Raw genomic sequence first — 15,651 nt, forward strand, 5'->3', positions numbered from 1 at the left:
GGACAGGCCGGCGATGAGTTGAATAGTAAGGTGCCGCAACGGTACTGCCGTCATGCCTCGCGGCAAACCAGATCAGACGCTGCCTGCCGGTTGGTTCGGGATGTCGCTCATCATCAGGCGGTTGCCGCCATGTTTCTTTGCGTTGTACATGGCGTCGTCGGCAAAGCGCATCAGCTGCTTGCTGTCGCCGCCATGCTCGGGATAGACCGCGATGCCGATGCTGGTCGAAATATGCAGGCAGTGGTCGGGCAGTTCGAATGGCTGGTTGAGTGCTGTGCGGATCTTTTCGGCAACGATGGAGGCGTGCTCCGGCTGGCCGATGTTGTCGAGCAGCACCACGAATTCGTCGCCGCCCATGCGGCCAACCGTATCCACTTCGCGCACGCAATGTTTGAGGCGATGGGAAACCTCGCACAGCAGCAGGTCGCCGACGTCGTGGCCGAAGCTGTCGTTGATCAGCTTGAATTTGTCCAGGTCAACGTAGAGCAACGACAGCCGGCCGTGGTCGCGCCGTGCCCTGGCAAGCGCGCTGCGCAGGCGGTCATGGAACAGCATGCGGTTGGGCAGGGCGGTCAACTGGTCGTGCAGCGCGACATACTGCAGCCAGGTCTGGGTCTGCTTGCGCTCGATGGCCGCGGCGATCTGGGTGGAGACAAACTGCAGCAGCACCTTGTCCTGCTCGGTATAGCGCACCTCGCCGGAATAACTTTGCACTACCAGCGCACCGATGATGCCTTGCTGGGTGTTGAGCGGGACGCCGAGCCAGTGCAGGGCGCCCCGACCGTCAAGCGGGGCGTTGTATCGTGGTCGCATCACCGGTGTGTCGGGCGTGAGCAGCAGCGCCTGTCCGGTACGGATCACTTCGGCACTGAGGGTGCCGGAATCGAGCTTTTGTACGGACGGAGCGCTGTCGTGCTCGTCGACGAAGTAGGGGAAGCTCAGCTGGTCCTTCTTCTCGTCGTAAAGCGCAACGAAGAAATTGCGCGCAGGCAGCAGCTTGCCGATGATCAGGTGGATATTCCGGAACAGCGCCAGCAGATCCGCAGCCGAGTGCGCGGCTTCCGAAATGGCGTGCAGTGCGACCTGCATCGATTCGGCGCGCTTGAGCTCGGTGATGTCGCGCGCCACGGCTACCCGCATGCCATCCGCTTCCGACCAGCGCGCCGACCACATGATGTGGATCACCCGGCCATCCTTGCGTACGTAGCGGTTCTGGAAATGCGGCTTGGGCTGGCCAGCCATGATTTCGCTCGCCGCCTGCAGGGTGCGTTCGCGGTCATCCGGATGCACCAGCTCGATCATCGGTTTGCCGATGATTTCCTCCGGCGTATAGCCGAAGATGCGCTCGAATGCGGCGCTGACAAAAACGTAACGACCTTCGACATCGACCACACAGATCGCGTCGAGCAGGAGATCCATGACATTCGCGAGCGGGGCGCAGGCGTTCGGTTCCATCGGTGAAAGCGGTTGGTTCATTGATGACCATGTAGAGGCGACGCCGGGCACTCGGCAACGATCTGGTTGAAGCCTACCTCGAAACCACGCGGATGAGGTTTGCGCAGCTTCATATTGATGTGATGCGTCGGCACGCTTGCGGAGTCAGGAGGTATGGAGCGTGCTCACCGTGGAGACACGCGCATCTGTTGTCGAATGGATTGTCGATCGAACGTCCTGACATTACTTGTATAAATGAGAGTGATTATCATTGGTGTTTGATGAAAACTCCGGTAAAATCCACCGGACTTCCATTGGCGTGCAGGTTTTATGTCCTCGGTACACCGTTTTCTCAAGATCGCCCGCAGTGTTCACCTTTATCTCGGCGTGTTCACTGCACCGATGCTGTTGTTCTTCGCGATCACCGGTGGTCTGCAGACTTTCAGTCTGCACGAGACCACGCGCGGCAGCAGCTACACGCCGCCCGCCTGGCTGGCCAGCATGGCGCAGTTGCACAAGAAGCAGACCACCGTGATGCCGGTACGGCGGCCGCGCCCGGCAGATGCCGGTGCGCCAGCGACGAACACCGATACGGCAGGCACCATGACACCGCTGCCGGCAATTGCCACATCAGACGCCCGCGTAGCGGTGTCGACGGGTCCGGCAACCGATAGTGCTGGTGCTCGACCGAAGAAAAACCTGTTGCCCATGAAGATCTTCTTCGCCCTGGTATCGCTGAGCTTGTTGATCTCCACGTTGACCGGGATCTACATGTCCTATCGTTACAGCCGCAAGCCCCGGCTGGTAAGCATGATTCTGGGAGCCGGGATCCTCGTGCCACTGCTGCTTCTGCTGTTCTGAGTTTGAGCCACCTGTCGGTTGCAGCGGCGGCGACCATCAGCGATCGCCACCTTTTGTCGATCGACAGGCTTGTTTCGCCAGCCTGGTGATGCGCCTCAGACGACGGTCAGCGTGACGTCGATGTTGTTGCGGGTGGCGTTGGAATAGGGGCACACGATGTGCGCCTTCTGCACCAACGCCTCGGCATCGGCACGAGGCAGGCCAGGGATCGAGATGCTCAGTTCGACCTCGATGCCGAAACCGGTCGGGATCGGACCGATGCCGACCTGGCCGGTCACCTGGGTATCCGCCGGCAGCTGCAGTTTCTGCTGACCGGCCACGAATTTCATTGCGCCGAGAAAGCAGGCCGAGTAACCAGCCGCGAACAGCTGTTCCGGATTGGTGCCTTCGCTACCTGCGCCACCGAGCTCCCTGGGCGTGGTCAGCTTGATATCGAGGACGCCATCCGACGAGGTGGCGCGACCATCACGACCGCCGGTGGCGCTGGCCTTGGCACGATAAAGGACTTTTTCGATGGACATGGGGTGTCTCCTTCTCGATTGGTTTGGGGTGTCGCAAAAAATAGCCGGCTATTAAATAGTGAGCTATGTATATGGACAAATAAGTGAACCCGATCAGGGTCCGTTGGACAGTCTGGCGCGCAGACCCTCAAGCTCACCTTTCAGATGCTTCAATTCGCCTGGCGTGCATTGCGTGGCGCAGAACACCGATTCCTGCACCTTGCCGGCTTTCACCTGCAAAGCCTTGCCACGCGTGGTCAACGAGATGACCACATGCCGCTCGTCTTCGCGTGAGCGCAACCGTGTCAGCAATCCTGAAGTTTCCAGACGCTTGAGTAGCGGCGTCAACGTAGCCGAATCCAGGAACAGTCGCGTACCGATTTCCGACACACTCAGACTTTCGTCCTCCCACAGCACCATCATCACCAGATATTGCGGGTAAGTAAGATCCAGCGGCTTGAGCAGTTTGCGATACACCTTGTTCATCGCCAGACCTGCCGAATACAGCGCGAAGCACAGCTGCACATCCAGTCTGGGAGCGCTGGCCAAAGCAACTGGAGGAGATGTGCGTGCAGATTTCATGCACAACATATTAAATAGTGCGCTACTAGATTGCAAGCTATTTTTTTACAGCCTTTGATGGCGACCGTCGGTATCGACCTGTGAGGCATTCCATAAGCGGTGGTATGAGGTAGCGTATACGGTCATTGCCATGAGGATGCTTGCCACATGCCTGCTGCGATCCGTAAACCCTTGATGATCGTCGGCGCCGGTCCCACCGGTCTGGCTGCCGCACTGTTTCTCAGCCGACGCGGTGTACCGGTACGTATCATCGATGCCGCCACACAACCGACGACAACCTCGAAGGCGTTGCTGGTCAATCCGCGTTCACTTGAAATTCTCGGACAGAGCGGCGTGGCGGCAAGCATCATCGCCGAAGGCTACGAAGTGCTGGGTGTGACGATGCACCGTGGCGGTCGTGATGTGGCATCGGTCGATCTGGGGCGTGAGCTGCGCTCGCGGCTGCCGATCGGCCTGACCCAGGCACGCACCGAAGCGCTTCTCACCGAGGCGTTGAGCGCAAAGGGCGTGCAGGTGGAGCGCGGCTTGACGCTGCAGACGCTGCAACAGGATACGGAACAGGTGACGTTGACCCTGCAGCAGGCTGACGGCAGCACGCAGACCGTGCAGGCGCCGCTGGTGTTTGGTGCGGATGGTGCGCGCAGCGCAGTGCGGCATGCGCTGGGTATCGATTTCGCAGGTAACGCGTTGCCCGAGCCGTGGCAGTTGTGGGACCTGCGATTGCGCACGTCACTGGACCGGCAGCGGGCGCATATCGGACTGGTGCCGGACGGCTTCCTGTTCCTGATGCATCTGCATGCAGGTGTGTGGCGCGTGATCGGCAATGGCGCAGACCCGCTGGCACATTTGCCGGGTGACAGCGTACCTGGTGAGGTGCTGTGGCAATCGCAGTTCCATATTGCGCACCGGTTGGCTGACAAGTTCAGCGTGGGGCGGGTGGCGTTGGGTGGCGATGCGGCGCATATCCATTCGCCGCTCGGCGCACGGGGCATGAATCTGGGTATCGAGGATGCGTGGGTATTCGCCGACTGCGCTTTCGATGCCATGGGCGGCAAACTCGAACGCATGCAGGAATATGCCGAGCTGCGCCAGCTCCTGGACGGTCAGGTGGTCCGTCGTGTGGAGGCGATCACCAGGCTCATGCGCGGCCGTCCGGCCTCACTGCGCTGGTTGCGCGATCACTTGGCACCCCTGGTCATCAAGTTTCCGCCAGTGCGTCGGCGCTTGCTGCAAACCATGGCTGGCCTCGACCACCCGTTGAGCACACGCTGCTGAGTGCGGTGCAGTGACCGCTGCTGCCTTTTACTTCAGGCAGTCGATGAAGCAGACCCGATGCAGCTGTTGCGAGGTATACCCATGAATCATTGCCTGCAAACCCTTTCGCGCCTTGGCGTTGCCACGCTGTTTGTATTTGCCAGCGTGAATGTCATGGCGAAGGACCAGCACACACCAGCCGAGCGCGAAGTGCTGGGAGCGGTTGATGCCTTGTTCGATGCGATGGCGAAACATGATGTTGACGCGTCGCGCAAACTGATCCTGCCCGGCGCAGGTTTCATGGCAGTGAGCCCCGAGGGCACGGCCCAGATGAAGCACGACACCGACTACCTGGATTCGCTGGCGAAGCACAAGGAAGCCTTCCGCGAGCGCATCTGGAATCCGAAGGTGCTGGTGCAGGGCGGGATCGCGCAGGTATGGGCGCCGTATGACTTTCACCTGGACGGCAAATTTTCCCACTGCGGGATCGACAGCTTCAGTCTGGTGCGCAGCGGTAAAGACTGGCAGGTGGCGAGTGTCAGCTATACCGTGCAGAAGCAAGGCTGCCCACCGAGTCCGCTGGGTGAGTTGAAGTAGCGGTCATTGTCGGATCGTCATCCCCGGACTGATTCAACCATCTTCGCCATCCTCATCTGTGCCGGCTTGCCAGTAGCCCTTGGCCTTCATCCAGTCCTTTGGCACACCTCGTTCCTGACTGAGCCACAGGCGCATGTTGCGGGTGCGGTGCGATTCGGTGGCGATCCAGTAGAAGGTGTCGCCTGCGGGTGTGGATAGTGCCCGCAATGCCTGTTCCAGCAGATCGCTGCCGTCGCCGGTTGCACCGTCGCGCTCGAGCCAGGTGATGTTGACATCTGCGGATGAGCGCCATGATTGGCGATCATCCGCAGATGGAATTTCAGCCAGTACTTCGACCCGAGTGCCTTCGGGCATTTCTTCGAGCCGGCGGCCGATCGCGGGCAGGGCGGTTTCGTCGCCGACCAGCACATACGTATCGAAATCGTCGGCAATGAGGTTGGAGCCGCGTGGTCCGCCTGCGCCAATCCGTTGACCGGGGCTGGCCTGCACGGCCCAGTTTGAGGCAGGGCCGTCGCCGTGCAGCACGAAGTCGACGGTCAGTTCGTTGAGTGTGCTGTCGTAACGACGAGGCGTGTAGTCGCGCATTGGCGAGTATTCCGGGCCGGCCGGATAGGTTGGTCCGTTCGGACCCATCACGGGCGTAACAATTTCACCAAGGCTGTTCGGAAAGAACAGCTTTACGTGGTCGTCGGGCGCCGCACTGGCAAAACCGCGCAAATCGGTACCGCCAAAGACGATCCGCTGCATGTGCGGAGTCAGGCGTTCGACGCGTAATACTTCCAGCGTGCGGAACACGACGGTATGGCGAATCATTCGATGGGCATGGGGTGTCATCAGCAGGATCTTCAGGGATGTGGATGAGGTGCCGGCACAAGCTCCACGCGATCCGTACATGGCGGAGTGCGAGCGTTGGCGAAGGAGGTAAGGCTCTTGTTACGCGAGCCGGTAGCCGAGGCATTCGGCAATTTCGTGCAGCGGTCCGACCGCGATCGCGATCGCTGTCAGACTGGTCGGTACGGGTGCGGCGAGCGCGTCGAGCTGTGCAGGTAATGCCTCGACGAAGCCGAGTTTTTCCAGTTCGCGCAGGAAATGTTGCACCTGAAGCATCATCATGTGGATGCTGCCCGTGACCTGTTCCGGTGTTGCGTCGTGCAGACGCCAGCGAGTTCGACCGTGTGGTTGCAGCTGGACCTCGATCAGCCCGAGTTGCTTCAACTCGCGCAGCCATCGATAGACCGTACCGATGCTGGTGGCGGCATGATGCTCACGCGCTGCCTGCAGCAGCGTCACCGCATCGTGCGCGTGGCCGAGCTGCAGCATTGCGGCGAGGATGGCACGACGCGGTGCAGTCATCAGCATGCCGAGCGATTTGCAACGCGCCTCCCACGCCACCAATGCAGTGCCGGCTGCTTCAGTCACGGTATTCACCGGTGGCGATGGCCGTGGCAGCGCGTTCGAGGATCTCGGCCACGCGCTGGGCCTCGGCCTTGTTCCAGTCGCTGCCACGCATCAGCAGCGCGTGCTTGAGTGCATGCATCGCCTTGCGCACGCTCATGGGGGCAGCCATTTTCGCGGCCATCCTGGCGCTGTGCTCGGTGCGTGCGGTGACCGCGTCGACCGCGTCGCGGTTCTCGTCCAGATAGGCACGGCCGGCGGCGGTGATCGCGTACAGCTTGCGGCCACCCTGCTCGTTGGTCACTTCGGCGTGGCCGAGTTCTTCGAGCATGGTCAGGGTGGGGTAGATCGCGCCGGGGCTGGGCGAATACTGCCCGTGGAACATGTCCTCGATGATGCGGATCAGTTCATAGCCGTGGCGCGGTTGCTGTTCGATCAGTGCCAGCAGCAGCAGCTTGAGGTCGCCGTGACCGAACATGCGGCCACCACCGCCACCACGACGGCCACCACCGCGCATTTCGTTCCAGTCGGCGAAGAAATCACCGCCGCCGTGGTGGCCGCCGAACGGGCCGCGCCCGGCATGGTGTTCGTGATGCCCATGGTCGCCGCGGTCTTCGCCGTGACCGAATGCGTGACCGTGATGGTGGTGATGAAAGGCGTTGAAAAAGATCTGGCGCATGCGCATGACAAGTTCCGATATATCGTTGAGGTAACTTAAAGATATATCGTAAGTGTATCTAAAGCAATACGTGACCTGACCAGGAAGGCCATGTGGAAGAACGCAGGAGAGGAGCGTGAGGCGCGAAGACCGCCAGCAATAGGCATCGCCGGTGCAAGCGGCCGCAGGCATGCTCCTGCGGCCATGACACCCGGGCAGGTTATTCCGGCTAGTTGTTGTCGCCGCTCAACATCGAACCCACGATGCCGCCAAGCAGGCCGCCACCTACTCCGGCCGATGCCGCCTGGCCACCGCCTCGGGGCATGTACTCGGCGATCTGGTGAGCCAGGCGCGAGATCGGCAGCGTCTGCAGCCACACCGTGCCAGGGCCGGTGAGCGCGGCCAGGAAGATGCCATCGCCGCCAAAGATCGCGTTCTTGATGCCTGGAACCGTGGTGATCTGGAATCCCACGGAAGCCTGGAACGCACCGACATGGCCAGGGTGAACCCGCAGGGTTTCACCAGGCGCCAGATTCTTCTGGATAAGCTCGCCGGAAAGCTCCAGCCATGCCGTACCCGTACCGCCGATCTTCTGCAGCAGAAAACCGTCGCCACCGAAGATGCCGGCTCCCAACGACTGCTGGAAACCCACGCCGATGGTGACCTGCGGCGTGGCGCAGAGGAAACCGTGGCGATGCACCATGTATTCGCTGCCCGGGGTCACCGGCACCGGCACGATATGGCCGGGCACCTTGGTGGCAAACGCCACCTCGCCGGGAGACTGCACGGCACGGTATTCCGTCATGAAAAGGCTGCCGCCGGCGACAACCCGCTTGAACATGCCAAGCAGACCGCCGCCACCGCCCATCTGGGTATGCGTGGTCATCTGTACCGAAGCCGTCATCCACGAAAGCTCGCCGCTTTCCGCAAAAACGCTCTCGCTGGGGTCAAGCTGCACTTCGAGCACGGGCATGGTCGTGCCCTGGATACGAGTCTGCATGGCGGATCCTCCTGGTGATGGGCGGCGCACTTGTCCGGACGTGACCTGTTCGGGCAGGCGGCGGATTCTTCGGTGAAGAATTCGTGGATATTACGCTTCCGGATGCCGGTCGGTAGCAGTGGATTCGGCAGGTGTGGTGAACCGCTGCAAGCTGACAAAAGCCTCGCTCCAATGCCTCCATAGTGGGCTTGCAACAAAGCCGCAACCGGGTTCGCTGGTGGCTGTCAGCCGAGCATGAGCCGGCGCCGTTTCCAGCGCTTGTGCTGGCCTGCAGCAAACCAGGCCGACAGCCATGATTGCCACCACTGGCCCCGGCTACGTATGCTTGCGTGGCATTCCGGGGGGGGATTCGACGAATTTTGAGGCTGCTGCGGTCAGCATGGATTGGGCTGAAGACTGCAGGCAGGCTCGGTGGCTGCGGGGGAGCAGCAGTGCATGTCGCGATTCCCCAGCAACCTCCGGGTTGATAGTTGAGTGATCTTTCAGGGTTGGACGACACTGGGTGCGCGACGCGTATCGGAACATCGGTTCGTTATGAACAGGCCACTGGGGGTTGCATGAAGAAGGAACGCGGTTCGATCTCGCTGCGCACGCTGGTCGGCGTTGCGACGATATGTGTGGGACTGATGGTGCTGATCGTGCGTCACGGCACGGTACAGGCGAGCACCTCGGACCATGTCATGACGACAGCGCCAGCGGCGGATGCGGCACCAACTGTCGAACCGTCCGCTGAGCCGGTGGCCCCTGTCGCCGCAACGTCGGTGGCAGTCGACACGCGCGCGCTTGAAGCTGCCAGGCAGGCCCGGCGTGCACATGATGCGGCACAGATCGCGCCGCTGCTCGGCCAATGGTCGGTAGCTGACACCAAGGCCATGGCAACGCCGCCGGAACAGTTGCAGTCGCGTATCGAGGAGCTGCAGCAAATCCGCGAGCGCTTTGCCGAAGTGCCGGTGACCGAGGAGTGTGTTCTACGGGTCCAGCATGCCAACGGCAACGCGATGGATGCGCACATCACCTATTTCATCGCGGTGATGGATCACTGGCCGACTGTGCCGGAGCGTCGCGCGGCGGCCGAGCAGGCGGCCAGTGACGCCAGGGCCGCCAATGCCGGTTGCAATGCCTAGCAAACGACACTGGCGGTTTGTACTTGCTGCATTTTCGCCACCACATCGACATCGACCACCATGTGCCGTCCGCAGACGATGAGGTCGGTCAGCGTTGCCATGACACTCAGTGATGCGGTAACAGGCACTGGTGGATTCAAGGCTTGCTGTTGTTGAATCGCGCTTCGTACTCGGCCAGTCTGCGATGCAGAAAGGTGGCCGAATCGACGCTGTGACCGTCTTGGAAGCGGATCGTGTATTTGATGCCGGACATCGATGAACCGGTTCCACAGTAGACAATGAAGTCTTCCGCGGTCTTTATGCGGCTGCCGGAAAAACGCAGTTTCAGACGCATGTGATCGGCGGCGTGTGCCGCATCATAGGCGGTGCCGTTGCGGATAAAGGTCGCGTCCTGCAGGGTGGCCACCGAATCAATGAGGTAGGCGATTTTCTGCTGTTCGATGTTCTGCTGGCCAAATACAGGCATCGCCAGCAAGGCGAACAGCACCAGTGAAGCCATCACCCTGTTCACACGTCCACTCCGCAGCTGGCGATATGCCGCCAGCGCTGTATTCCGTGGCTATTGCGCGCTGCGACTGTGGGAACGCGCGTTCTTGTCGGGTAGCTGGCGCCGCTCAAAGCATGCCTTCGATCGGCATCAGCCTGAACATGTCCACTTCCAGTCGGCGCGTCACGCTGGTTTCGGGATCGTGGTGATAGATCACCGGCTTGCCGCCATCGCTGTCCTGCCATTGCATGCGACCGCCATGCGGCGAATCGTGTGTGGTCAGCGTCACGTGGTAGGCACTGGTGGGCTGGGTGGCGGTGTCGAAGAACTGCGTCACGGCCACCGCCAGTGGTGGCGAGTCGACGATGATGCCCATTTCGGTGTTCAACAGTTTCGAGCGCGGATCCATGTTCATCGAGCCGATGAATACCTGCTGCTGATCCACCACGATTGCCTTGGCATGCAGGCTGACACCGGAGGAGGTGCCTTTCGCAGTCGCCGGTTGTTCGACGCCGGGAGCGGGCCGCAGTTCGTAGAGGTCGACGCCGCCTTCGAGCAGCGCGCGCCGATAACGCGAATAACCCGCATGCACGACGGCCTCATCGTTGGAAGCGAGCGAGTTGGTCAGTACCTTGACGGTCACACCCTGCGCGACGCGGCCGGTGAGATATTGGGTGCCCTTGTCGCCCGGGATGAAATAGGGCGATATAAGCAGTACATCCTGTTGCGCCTGGTCGATCATCGACTTGATCTGCGGGCCGATGCGCAATGAACGCTCGTCCCTGGCGCTGGCGGCATCGATCTTTGCCGGCTGGTCGGCGACCAGCGTGGCGTGCCCCCAGAACCACGTGCCGGGGCGGTCGGCGGAGGGGCCGTTCGGCAGCTGATCCAGCGTCGCCTGCGCATAGTCGGACTGCGCGAACGCGCGTGCGTCATGGGTCAGGTCGATCCGCAATTTTGCAAGGTCGTAGTGGCTGGCGCGCTTGCCGTGAAACGCAGTCACCGGAATGGCGGCATCGCAGTTCCAGTATTCGTCGAACGCATGCGAGGCATCCTTCACCACGGGCCCGATCGCGATCAGGTCGAGGTCGCGGAAATTGGTGTCGTTGCCGGCATCGAAATAGGCGTCGCCGATGTTGCGGCCACCGATGACCGCCACGTTGCCGTCCACGATGAACGACTTGTTGTGCATGCGGCGGTTGAGCCGGTGCGCGTCAAGCAGGAATTGCGTGGTCTTGGACAGCATCGACGGATCGCGTGTATGGAACGGATTGAACAACCGGACCTTGATGTTCGGGTGCGCGTTGAGCGCACTCAGCATGTCGATCTCATCGTGCAGATTGATGGCATCGAGCAGCAGGCGCACGCGTACGCCGCGATCCGCCGCCGCCAGCAGGCGCTGCGCTAGCAACCGTCCGGTCGCATCGTTGTTGAAGATGTAGTACTGCAGATCGATGGAATGCTGGGCATGGTCAGTCAGCGCGACGCGGCTCATCAGCGCGTTGTTGCTGAGCGTGAGCAGGCGGAAGCCGGACTGGTCGAGATGTTGGTCCACCTCGGCATGGATGTAGCGCCCACTCGGCGTGCCGGTGGCCGGAGGCAACGCCTTCGACGGTCGCTTGACGAAGTCGCTGCGCATCGACGAGCACGCGCCGAGCACCAGCACGACGATCGCCAGAGCAGCCATGACGCCTGTATGTCGCAACCCGTGTTTCATTTTGTCCACCGTAACTTGAACCATAATCCAGACTTGCCGTCGCATGCCGCGTGCATCGGTCGAGGGATATGCATGCGTCAAACGCTGGCCCGGCGGCTGGATACGGATACGGGCGTGAAGGCAATGTGTGCCTGATGATGTGAACGTGGTGCGAGATACGACCGTGTTCGATGCGGGTGGGTTGGTCGTACAACTTGTGTGTGACGCCCGCATCACATGACTGAACGCAAGTCTCGTCACAACATGCTTCCAACAGCATGGTCACAGGCTGTCGACCGGGTGCCTCCTAACCTGAGTTTGTCTGCAATACCGCAGGCCTCATCTCCCGGAGATCAACTAATGGATCGCAATCGCGTCGAAGGCACCAAACACGAGATCAAGGGCACGGCCAAGGAAGTGGTCGGCAAGGTTACCGGCAACAAGGCGAAGGAAGTTGCCGGCAAGCTGGAAAAGAACGTCGGCAAGATCCAGAAGGAAATAGGCAAGGCTGCCGACGAACAGCGCGACACGAACAAGCACCAGCATTGAGCGGTCGTTAGTCGTTAAGGGATCGGGCGGGCGCGCAGATCAGGCGGCGTGCCCGTCCGCTTGTCTGGGTAACGGATTTGTCGTGCGTCGAAAGCCTTCGACGGGCTAGCTCTGTACATGCGCCCGGCATACCATCGGCTTTCCCCTTTGCCGCTATCCCCAAGGACACTGCGTGCAGCCGATCATTTCTGTCAGGCAACTCAGCAAGACCTACGCCTCCGGTTTTCATGCGCTCAAGCAGATCGACCTGGAAATCCGCCAGGGTGAAATCTTTGCGCTGCTGGGCCCGAACGGAGCAGGCAAGACCACGCTGATCAGCATCATCTGCGGCATCGTCAACCCCAGCGAAGGCTCGGTACTGGCCGACGGCCACGACGTGGTGCGCGACTATCGTGCGGCGCGCGCGAAGATCGGCCTGGTACCGCAGGAACTGACCACCGATGCGTTCGAGACGGTGTGGAACACGGTCAGTTTCAGTCGCGGCCTGTTCGGCAAGAGTGCGAACCCGGCGCATATCGAGAAGGTGTTGAAGGATCTGTCGCTGTGGAGCAAGAAGGACAGCAAGATCATCACGCTGTCCGGCGGCATGAAGCGCCGCGTGATGATCGCCAAGGCGCTGTCGCACGAGCCGCAGATCCTGTTCCTGGACGAGCCCACCGCCGGCGTCGACGTGGAACTTCGGCGCGACATGTGGGCGATGGTGCGCGCACTGCGCGCCACCGGCGTCACCATCATCCTGACCACCCATTACATCGAGGAGGCCGAGGAGATGGCCGATCGCATCGGGGTGATCCACAAGGGTGAGCTGATCCTGGTCGAGGACAAGGCGGAACTGATGAACAAGCTCGGCAGGAAGCAGCTGACCCTGCATCTGCAGACGCCGCTGGCAAACATTCCAGCGGCGTTGTCCGATTACGCGCTGGAGCTGTCAGCCGATGGCAAGGCGCTGGTCTACACCTTCGATGCACAGGGTGAGCGCACCGGCATCGACGTCTTGCTGCGCCGGCTCGGCGAAGCCGGCATCGACTTCAAGGATCTGCAGACCAGCCAGAGTTCGCTGGAGGACATCTTCGTCAGCCTGGTGAGGGAACGCGCATGAACATCCACGCCATCCGCGCGATCTACCGCTTCGAGATGTCGCGTACCCGGCGCACCCTGCTGCAGAGTGTGGTCTCGCCGGTGATCTCCACCTCGCTGTACTTCGTGGTGTTCGGCGCCGCGATCGGCTCGCGCATGACCGCGGTCAACGGGGTCAGCTACGGCGCCTTCATCGTGCCGGGCCTGATCATGCTGTCGCTGCTGACGCAGAGCATCTCCAACGCGTCGTTCGGCATCTACTTCCCGAAGTTCGTCGGCACGATCTACGAGATCCTGTCGGCGCCGGTGTCCTCGATCGAGATCGTTGCCGGCTACGTCGGTGCGGCGGCGAGCAAGTCGATCATCCTCGGCCTGATCATCCTGGCGACGGCGCGGCTGTTCGTGTCGTTCCAGATCGAGCACCCGTTGTGGATGCTGGCCTTCCTGGTGCTCACCGCGCTTACCTTCAGCCTGTTCGGTTTCATCATCGGCATCTGGGCGGACAACTTCGAGAAGCTGCAGCTGGTACCGCTGCTGGTGGTGACGCCGCTGACCTTCCTGGGCGGCAGCTTCTATTCGATCCACATGCTGCCGCCGTTCTGGCAGAAGGTCACCCTGTTCAATCCGGTGGTATACCTGATCAGCGGCTTCCGCTGGAGTTTCTACGGTGCCTCCGACGTCGGCGTGGAGATCAGCATGGGCATGACCCTGGTGTTTCTCGCACTCTGCCTGGCCATCGTGTGGTGGATCTTCCGCACCGGCTATCGCTTGAAGGCCTGAAGATGCTGGCCCGAAATTGCAGGCTTGAGCCGAATCAGGCAGAGAGCTCCATTTTTCGTCATTCCTGCTAAAGCAGGAATCCAGCGACTCCAAGACTTTTGGGTAAAGCGAAGGCACTGGATTCTCACTTTCGTGAGAATGAGGAACTTTAAGTAAATGCCATTCAGGCCTGAGCCGATTCAGGTCAAGGCGGTGTGCACATGAAACAGCAGCGGTGTGGCGCCAGTGTGCGCAATCGCCGCGGTGGCCGTCGCAAGCTGCTCCCTGCTGCCGTCGATCACCACCAGGATGCGTCCGGCGGCGATCTCGGCCTTGAACTTGCGGCTCACCGCATCGGGCACCTCGAAGCCGACCAATTCGCCGATCCAGCAGCCGAATACCGCGCCAGCCACCGTCATCGCCGCCGCGCCAGCCAGCGTTACGCCCAGCGGTGGCACGATCACGGCAATAAGCCCGAGCAGCAGACCGGTGCCCCCACCGCAGGCACCCCCACGCAGCGCGGCAGGGTAGAAATCATTGCGTCCCTGCATCAGGTGATCGGGGATCCGCTGCAACTCGATGTCCTCACGGGCGATCAGCGAGACATCGCGATCGTCGATGCCGGCATCCCGCGCGGCCTGCATTGCAGTGCGCGCCACCGAGAGGTCGGGGGCGCTGAACACGTGTCGGGTTTTCATGGAGCCTCCCTCAGTTTTCCGACGTGGCAAAACTCGCGCTTCGGGATGACGTGCGGGCGAGACTTGGCTTGTTGTCTATTTTTGTCGAGACAGCGTCACTGGCATGTGAGCCGGTTGTTATCGAAGTGCGACATGCGGGCGGGAATTAGAAGGTCTCCGCTAAGAAGATCTTTTCCTCTCAATGCTGTCGGGTCGGAACCCCTCGGCCATCACGTCTCCACGCCGGTAGCTGAGCAACCGGCCGCGGAACGGTGCGATGTCGCGCGCATCGAAACGGCTGCGCAGTTCAACGACGGTATAACCCTGCTCGGCGAGGGCACGAGTGAACGGGGCGCTGTTGCCGCGGCCGGGATCGGTGATCAACACCTCGGCATCGGGCAGGGCGTGACGCAGCACTATCGCCGCGAGCAGGTCGGCGTGTCCGCTCTCGTACAGGATGTCGCTGCCGATGATCAGGTCGAAGCGCCCCAGCGTGGCATCGGGCACTTCCCAGCGCAGGTCGCGGTAGGTGATGGCCAGCAGCTGGTTCTGCGCGGTGTTGTGGCGCAGGAACGATTCGGCCAGCGGATGATGGTCGCTGGCGGTGATGTCGGCCTGGCGCTGCTGCAGTACGAGGCTGGACAGGCACAGCCCACAGCCGAGTTCAAGGATGCGCTTGCCGACGATGTCGTGCGTGCACATCGCCTCGGCCAGCACGCGGCCTGCTGGCCATACCTGGCCGAAAAGGCTCCATTGTGCGGACGAGATGCCGATGCGGTCAGCGTGCTGTTGCGGGTCGGCAAATTGCTGCAGGTCGCTCAGCGCGCGGATGCGGTAGTCGTGTCCGCCAAGGCAGACCGTGAGTTCGCGAGTGGTATAGCCCGGCATGGGCGCTCCCGTGTGGGCCTCAGTCGGATAGCCGGCATGAGGCGTGGTGTGGAAGCGCAGCGACGATAGTCGTCAGGATGCGGGAGAGGAGCGGGAACGTAACCATCCTACGC

The 15,651-nt window shown here is 61.4% G+C and carries 19 protein-coding genes; 8 read left to right on the top strand and 11 right to left on the bottom strand.

Going from position 1 to position 15,651, the window contains the following annotated elements; all coding sequences use genetic code 11:
* Positions 1–72 precede the first annotated feature (72 nt).
* The gene (locus tag B0E51_RS14800) at positions 73–1,419 is read right to left on the bottom strand and encodes a GGDEF domain-containing protein (RefSeq protein ID WP_254424536.1); all 1,347 of its coding nucleotides are present in this window, start codon (positions 1,417–1,419) and stop codon (positions 73–75) included.
* A gap of 345 nt (positions 1,420–1,764) precedes the next feature.
* Between B0E51_RS14800 and B0E51_RS14805 the strand changes: the two genes are divergently transcribed.
* Complete coding sequence (locus B0E51_RS14805; RefSeq protein WP_077445640.1) at positions 1,765–2,295, top strand: PepSY domain-containing protein; 531 nt, start codon at positions 1,765–1,767, stop codon at positions 2,293–2,295.
* A gap of 95 nt (positions 2,296–2,390) precedes the next feature.
* On the opposite strand, the gene B0E51_RS14810 is transcribed toward B0E51_RS14805, so the two are convergent.
* Both B0E51_RS14810 and B0E51_RS14815 read right to left on the bottom strand, forming a co-directional pair.
* On the bottom strand, positions 2,391–2,816 hold the full coding sequence (locus B0E51_RS14810) for an organic hydroperoxide resistance protein (protein WP_077445641.1): 426 nt from the start codon (positions 2,814–2,816) through the stop codon (positions 2,391–2,393).
* A 93-nt stretch (positions 2,817–2,909) separates the two neighbouring features.
* Positions 2,910–3,377, bottom strand: a complete 468-nt coding sequence (locus B0E51_RS14815) for a MarR family transcriptional regulator (protein WP_077445642.1) — start codon at positions 3,375–3,377, stop codon at positions 2,910–2,912.
* A 147-nt stretch (positions 3,378–3,524) separates the two neighbouring features.
* On the opposite strand from B0E51_RS14815, the gene B0E51_RS14820 reads away from it, so the two are divergent.
* Both B0E51_RS14820 and B0E51_RS14825 read left to right on the top strand, forming a co-directional pair.
* Positions 3,525–4,652 (top strand): FAD-dependent monooxygenase, encoded by a 1,128-nt coding sequence (locus tag B0E51_RS14820; RefSeq protein ID WP_077445643.1) that lies wholly within the window; start codon positions 3,525–3,527, stop codon positions 4,650–4,652.
* An 81-nt stretch (positions 4,653–4,733) separates the two neighbouring features.
* A complete protein-coding gene (locus tag B0E51_RS14825; protein ID WP_077445644.1) occupies positions 4,734–5,228 on the top strand; it encodes a nuclear transport factor 2 family protein in 495 nt (164 codons plus the stop codon).
* A gap of 33 nt (positions 5,229–5,261) precedes the next feature.
* On the opposite strand, the gene B0E51_RS14830 is transcribed toward B0E51_RS14825, so the two are convergent.
* From B0E51_RS14830 to B0E51_RS14840, 3 genes are all read right to left on the bottom strand, one after another.
* The gene (locus tag B0E51_RS14830) at positions 5,262–6,062 is read right to left on the bottom strand and encodes a siderophore-interacting protein (RefSeq protein ID WP_077445645.1); all 801 of its coding nucleotides are present in this window, start codon (positions 6,060–6,062) and stop codon (positions 5,262–5,264) included.
* Positions 6,063–6,161: 99 nt separating this feature from the next.
* Entirely contained in the window at positions 6,162–6,647 is a 486-nt protein-coding gene (locus B0E51_RS14835) for a transcriptional repressor (RefSeq protein WP_143525944.1), read from the bottom strand.
* Positions 6,640–7,101: a PadR family transcriptional regulator gene (locus B0E51_RS14840; RefSeq protein WP_254424537.1), complete on the bottom strand. Its 462-nt coding sequence runs from the start codon at positions 7,099–7,101 to the stop codon at positions 6,640–6,642. Before B0E51_RS14840 ends, B0E51_RS14835 begins: the two co-directional genes overlap by 8 nt.
* On the opposite strand from B0E51_RS14840, the gene B0E51_RS19785 reads away from it, so the two are divergent.
* Positions 7,090–7,341, top strand: coding sequence for a hypothetical protein (locus tag B0E51_RS19785; RefSeq protein WP_254424538.1), 252 nt, complete (start codon positions 7,090–7,092; stop codon positions 7,339–7,341). The genes B0E51_RS14840 and B0E51_RS19785 overlap by 12 nt on opposite strands.
* 169 nt (positions 7,342–7,510) lie before the next feature.
* On the opposite strand, the gene B0E51_RS14845 is transcribed toward B0E51_RS19785, so the two are convergent.
* The gene (locus B0E51_RS14845) at positions 7,511–8,281 is read right to left on the bottom strand and encodes a TIGR00266 family protein (protein ID WP_077445648.1); all 771 of its coding nucleotides are present in this window, start codon (positions 8,279–8,281) and stop codon (positions 7,511–7,513) included.
* Between the two features lie 557 nt (positions 8,282–8,838).
* Here B0E51_RS14845 and B0E51_RS14850 point away from each other — a divergent pair.
* On the top strand, positions 8,839–9,405 hold the full coding sequence (locus B0E51_RS14850; protein WP_077445649.1) for a hypothetical protein: 567 nt from the start codon (positions 8,839–8,841) through the stop codon (positions 9,403–9,405).
* Positions 9,406–9,541: 136 nt separating this feature from the next.
* Here the strand turns inward: B0E51_RS14850 and B0E51_RS14855 are convergent, their stop codons facing one another.
* Positions 9,542–9,892 carry a DUF5329 family protein gene (locus B0E51_RS14855; protein ID WP_254424539.1) on the bottom strand — a complete coding sequence of 117 codons (351 nt, stop codon included), beginning with the start codon at positions 9,890–9,892 and terminating at the stop codon, positions 9,542–9,544.
* A 127-nt stretch (positions 9,893–10,019) separates the two neighbouring features.
* Entirely contained in the window at positions 10,020–11,609 is a 1,590-nt protein-coding gene (locus B0E51_RS14860) for a phospholipase D family protein (RefSeq protein WP_077445651.1), read from the bottom strand.
* 339 nt (positions 11,610–11,948) lie between these two features.
* Here B0E51_RS14860 and B0E51_RS14865 point away from each other — a divergent pair, with 339 nt between their 5' ends.
* The 3 genes from B0E51_RS14865 (at position 11,949) to B0E51_RS14875 (ending at position 13,994) form a co-directional block, all read left to right on the top strand.
* The gene (locus tag B0E51_RS14865; RefSeq protein WP_077445652.1) at positions 11,949–12,137 is read left to right on the top strand and encodes a CsbD family protein; all 189 of its coding nucleotides are present in this window, start codon (positions 11,949–11,951) and stop codon (positions 12,135–12,137) included.
* A 172-nt stretch (positions 12,138–12,309) separates the two neighbouring features.
* The gene (locus B0E51_RS14870) at positions 12,310–13,236 is read left to right on the top strand and encodes an ABC transporter ATP-binding protein (RefSeq protein ID WP_077445653.1); all 927 of its coding nucleotides are present in this window, start codon (positions 12,310–12,312) and stop codon (positions 13,234–13,236) included.
* Positions 13,233–13,994, top strand: coding sequence for an ABC transporter permease (locus tag B0E51_RS14875; RefSeq protein WP_077445654.1), 762 nt, complete (start codon positions 13,233–13,235; stop codon positions 13,992–13,994). Before B0E51_RS14870 ends, B0E51_RS14875 begins: the two co-directional genes overlap by 4 nt.
* Before the next feature lie 179 nt (positions 13,995–14,173).
* On the opposite strand, the gene B0E51_RS14880 is transcribed toward B0E51_RS14875, so the two are convergent.
* Both B0E51_RS14880 and B0E51_RS14885 read right to left on the bottom strand, forming a co-directional pair.
* Entirely contained in the window at positions 14,174–14,671 is a 498-nt protein-coding gene (locus B0E51_RS14880; RefSeq protein WP_077445655.1) for a hypothetical protein, read from the bottom strand.
* A 159-nt stretch (positions 14,672–14,830) separates the two neighbouring features.
* The gene (locus B0E51_RS14885; RefSeq protein ID WP_077445656.1) at positions 14,831–15,538 is read right to left on the bottom strand and encodes a methyltransferase; all 708 of its coding nucleotides are present in this window, start codon (positions 15,536–15,538) and stop codon (positions 14,831–14,833) included.
* Between the last annotated feature and the right edge of the window lie 113 nt (positions 15,539–15,651).

Source organism: Rhodanobacter sp. C05, from assembly GCF_002001165.1.
In the GTDB taxonomy this organism is placed as follows: domain Bacteria; phylum Pseudomonadota; class Gammaproteobacteria; order Xanthomonadales; family Rhodanobacteraceae; genus Rhodanobacter.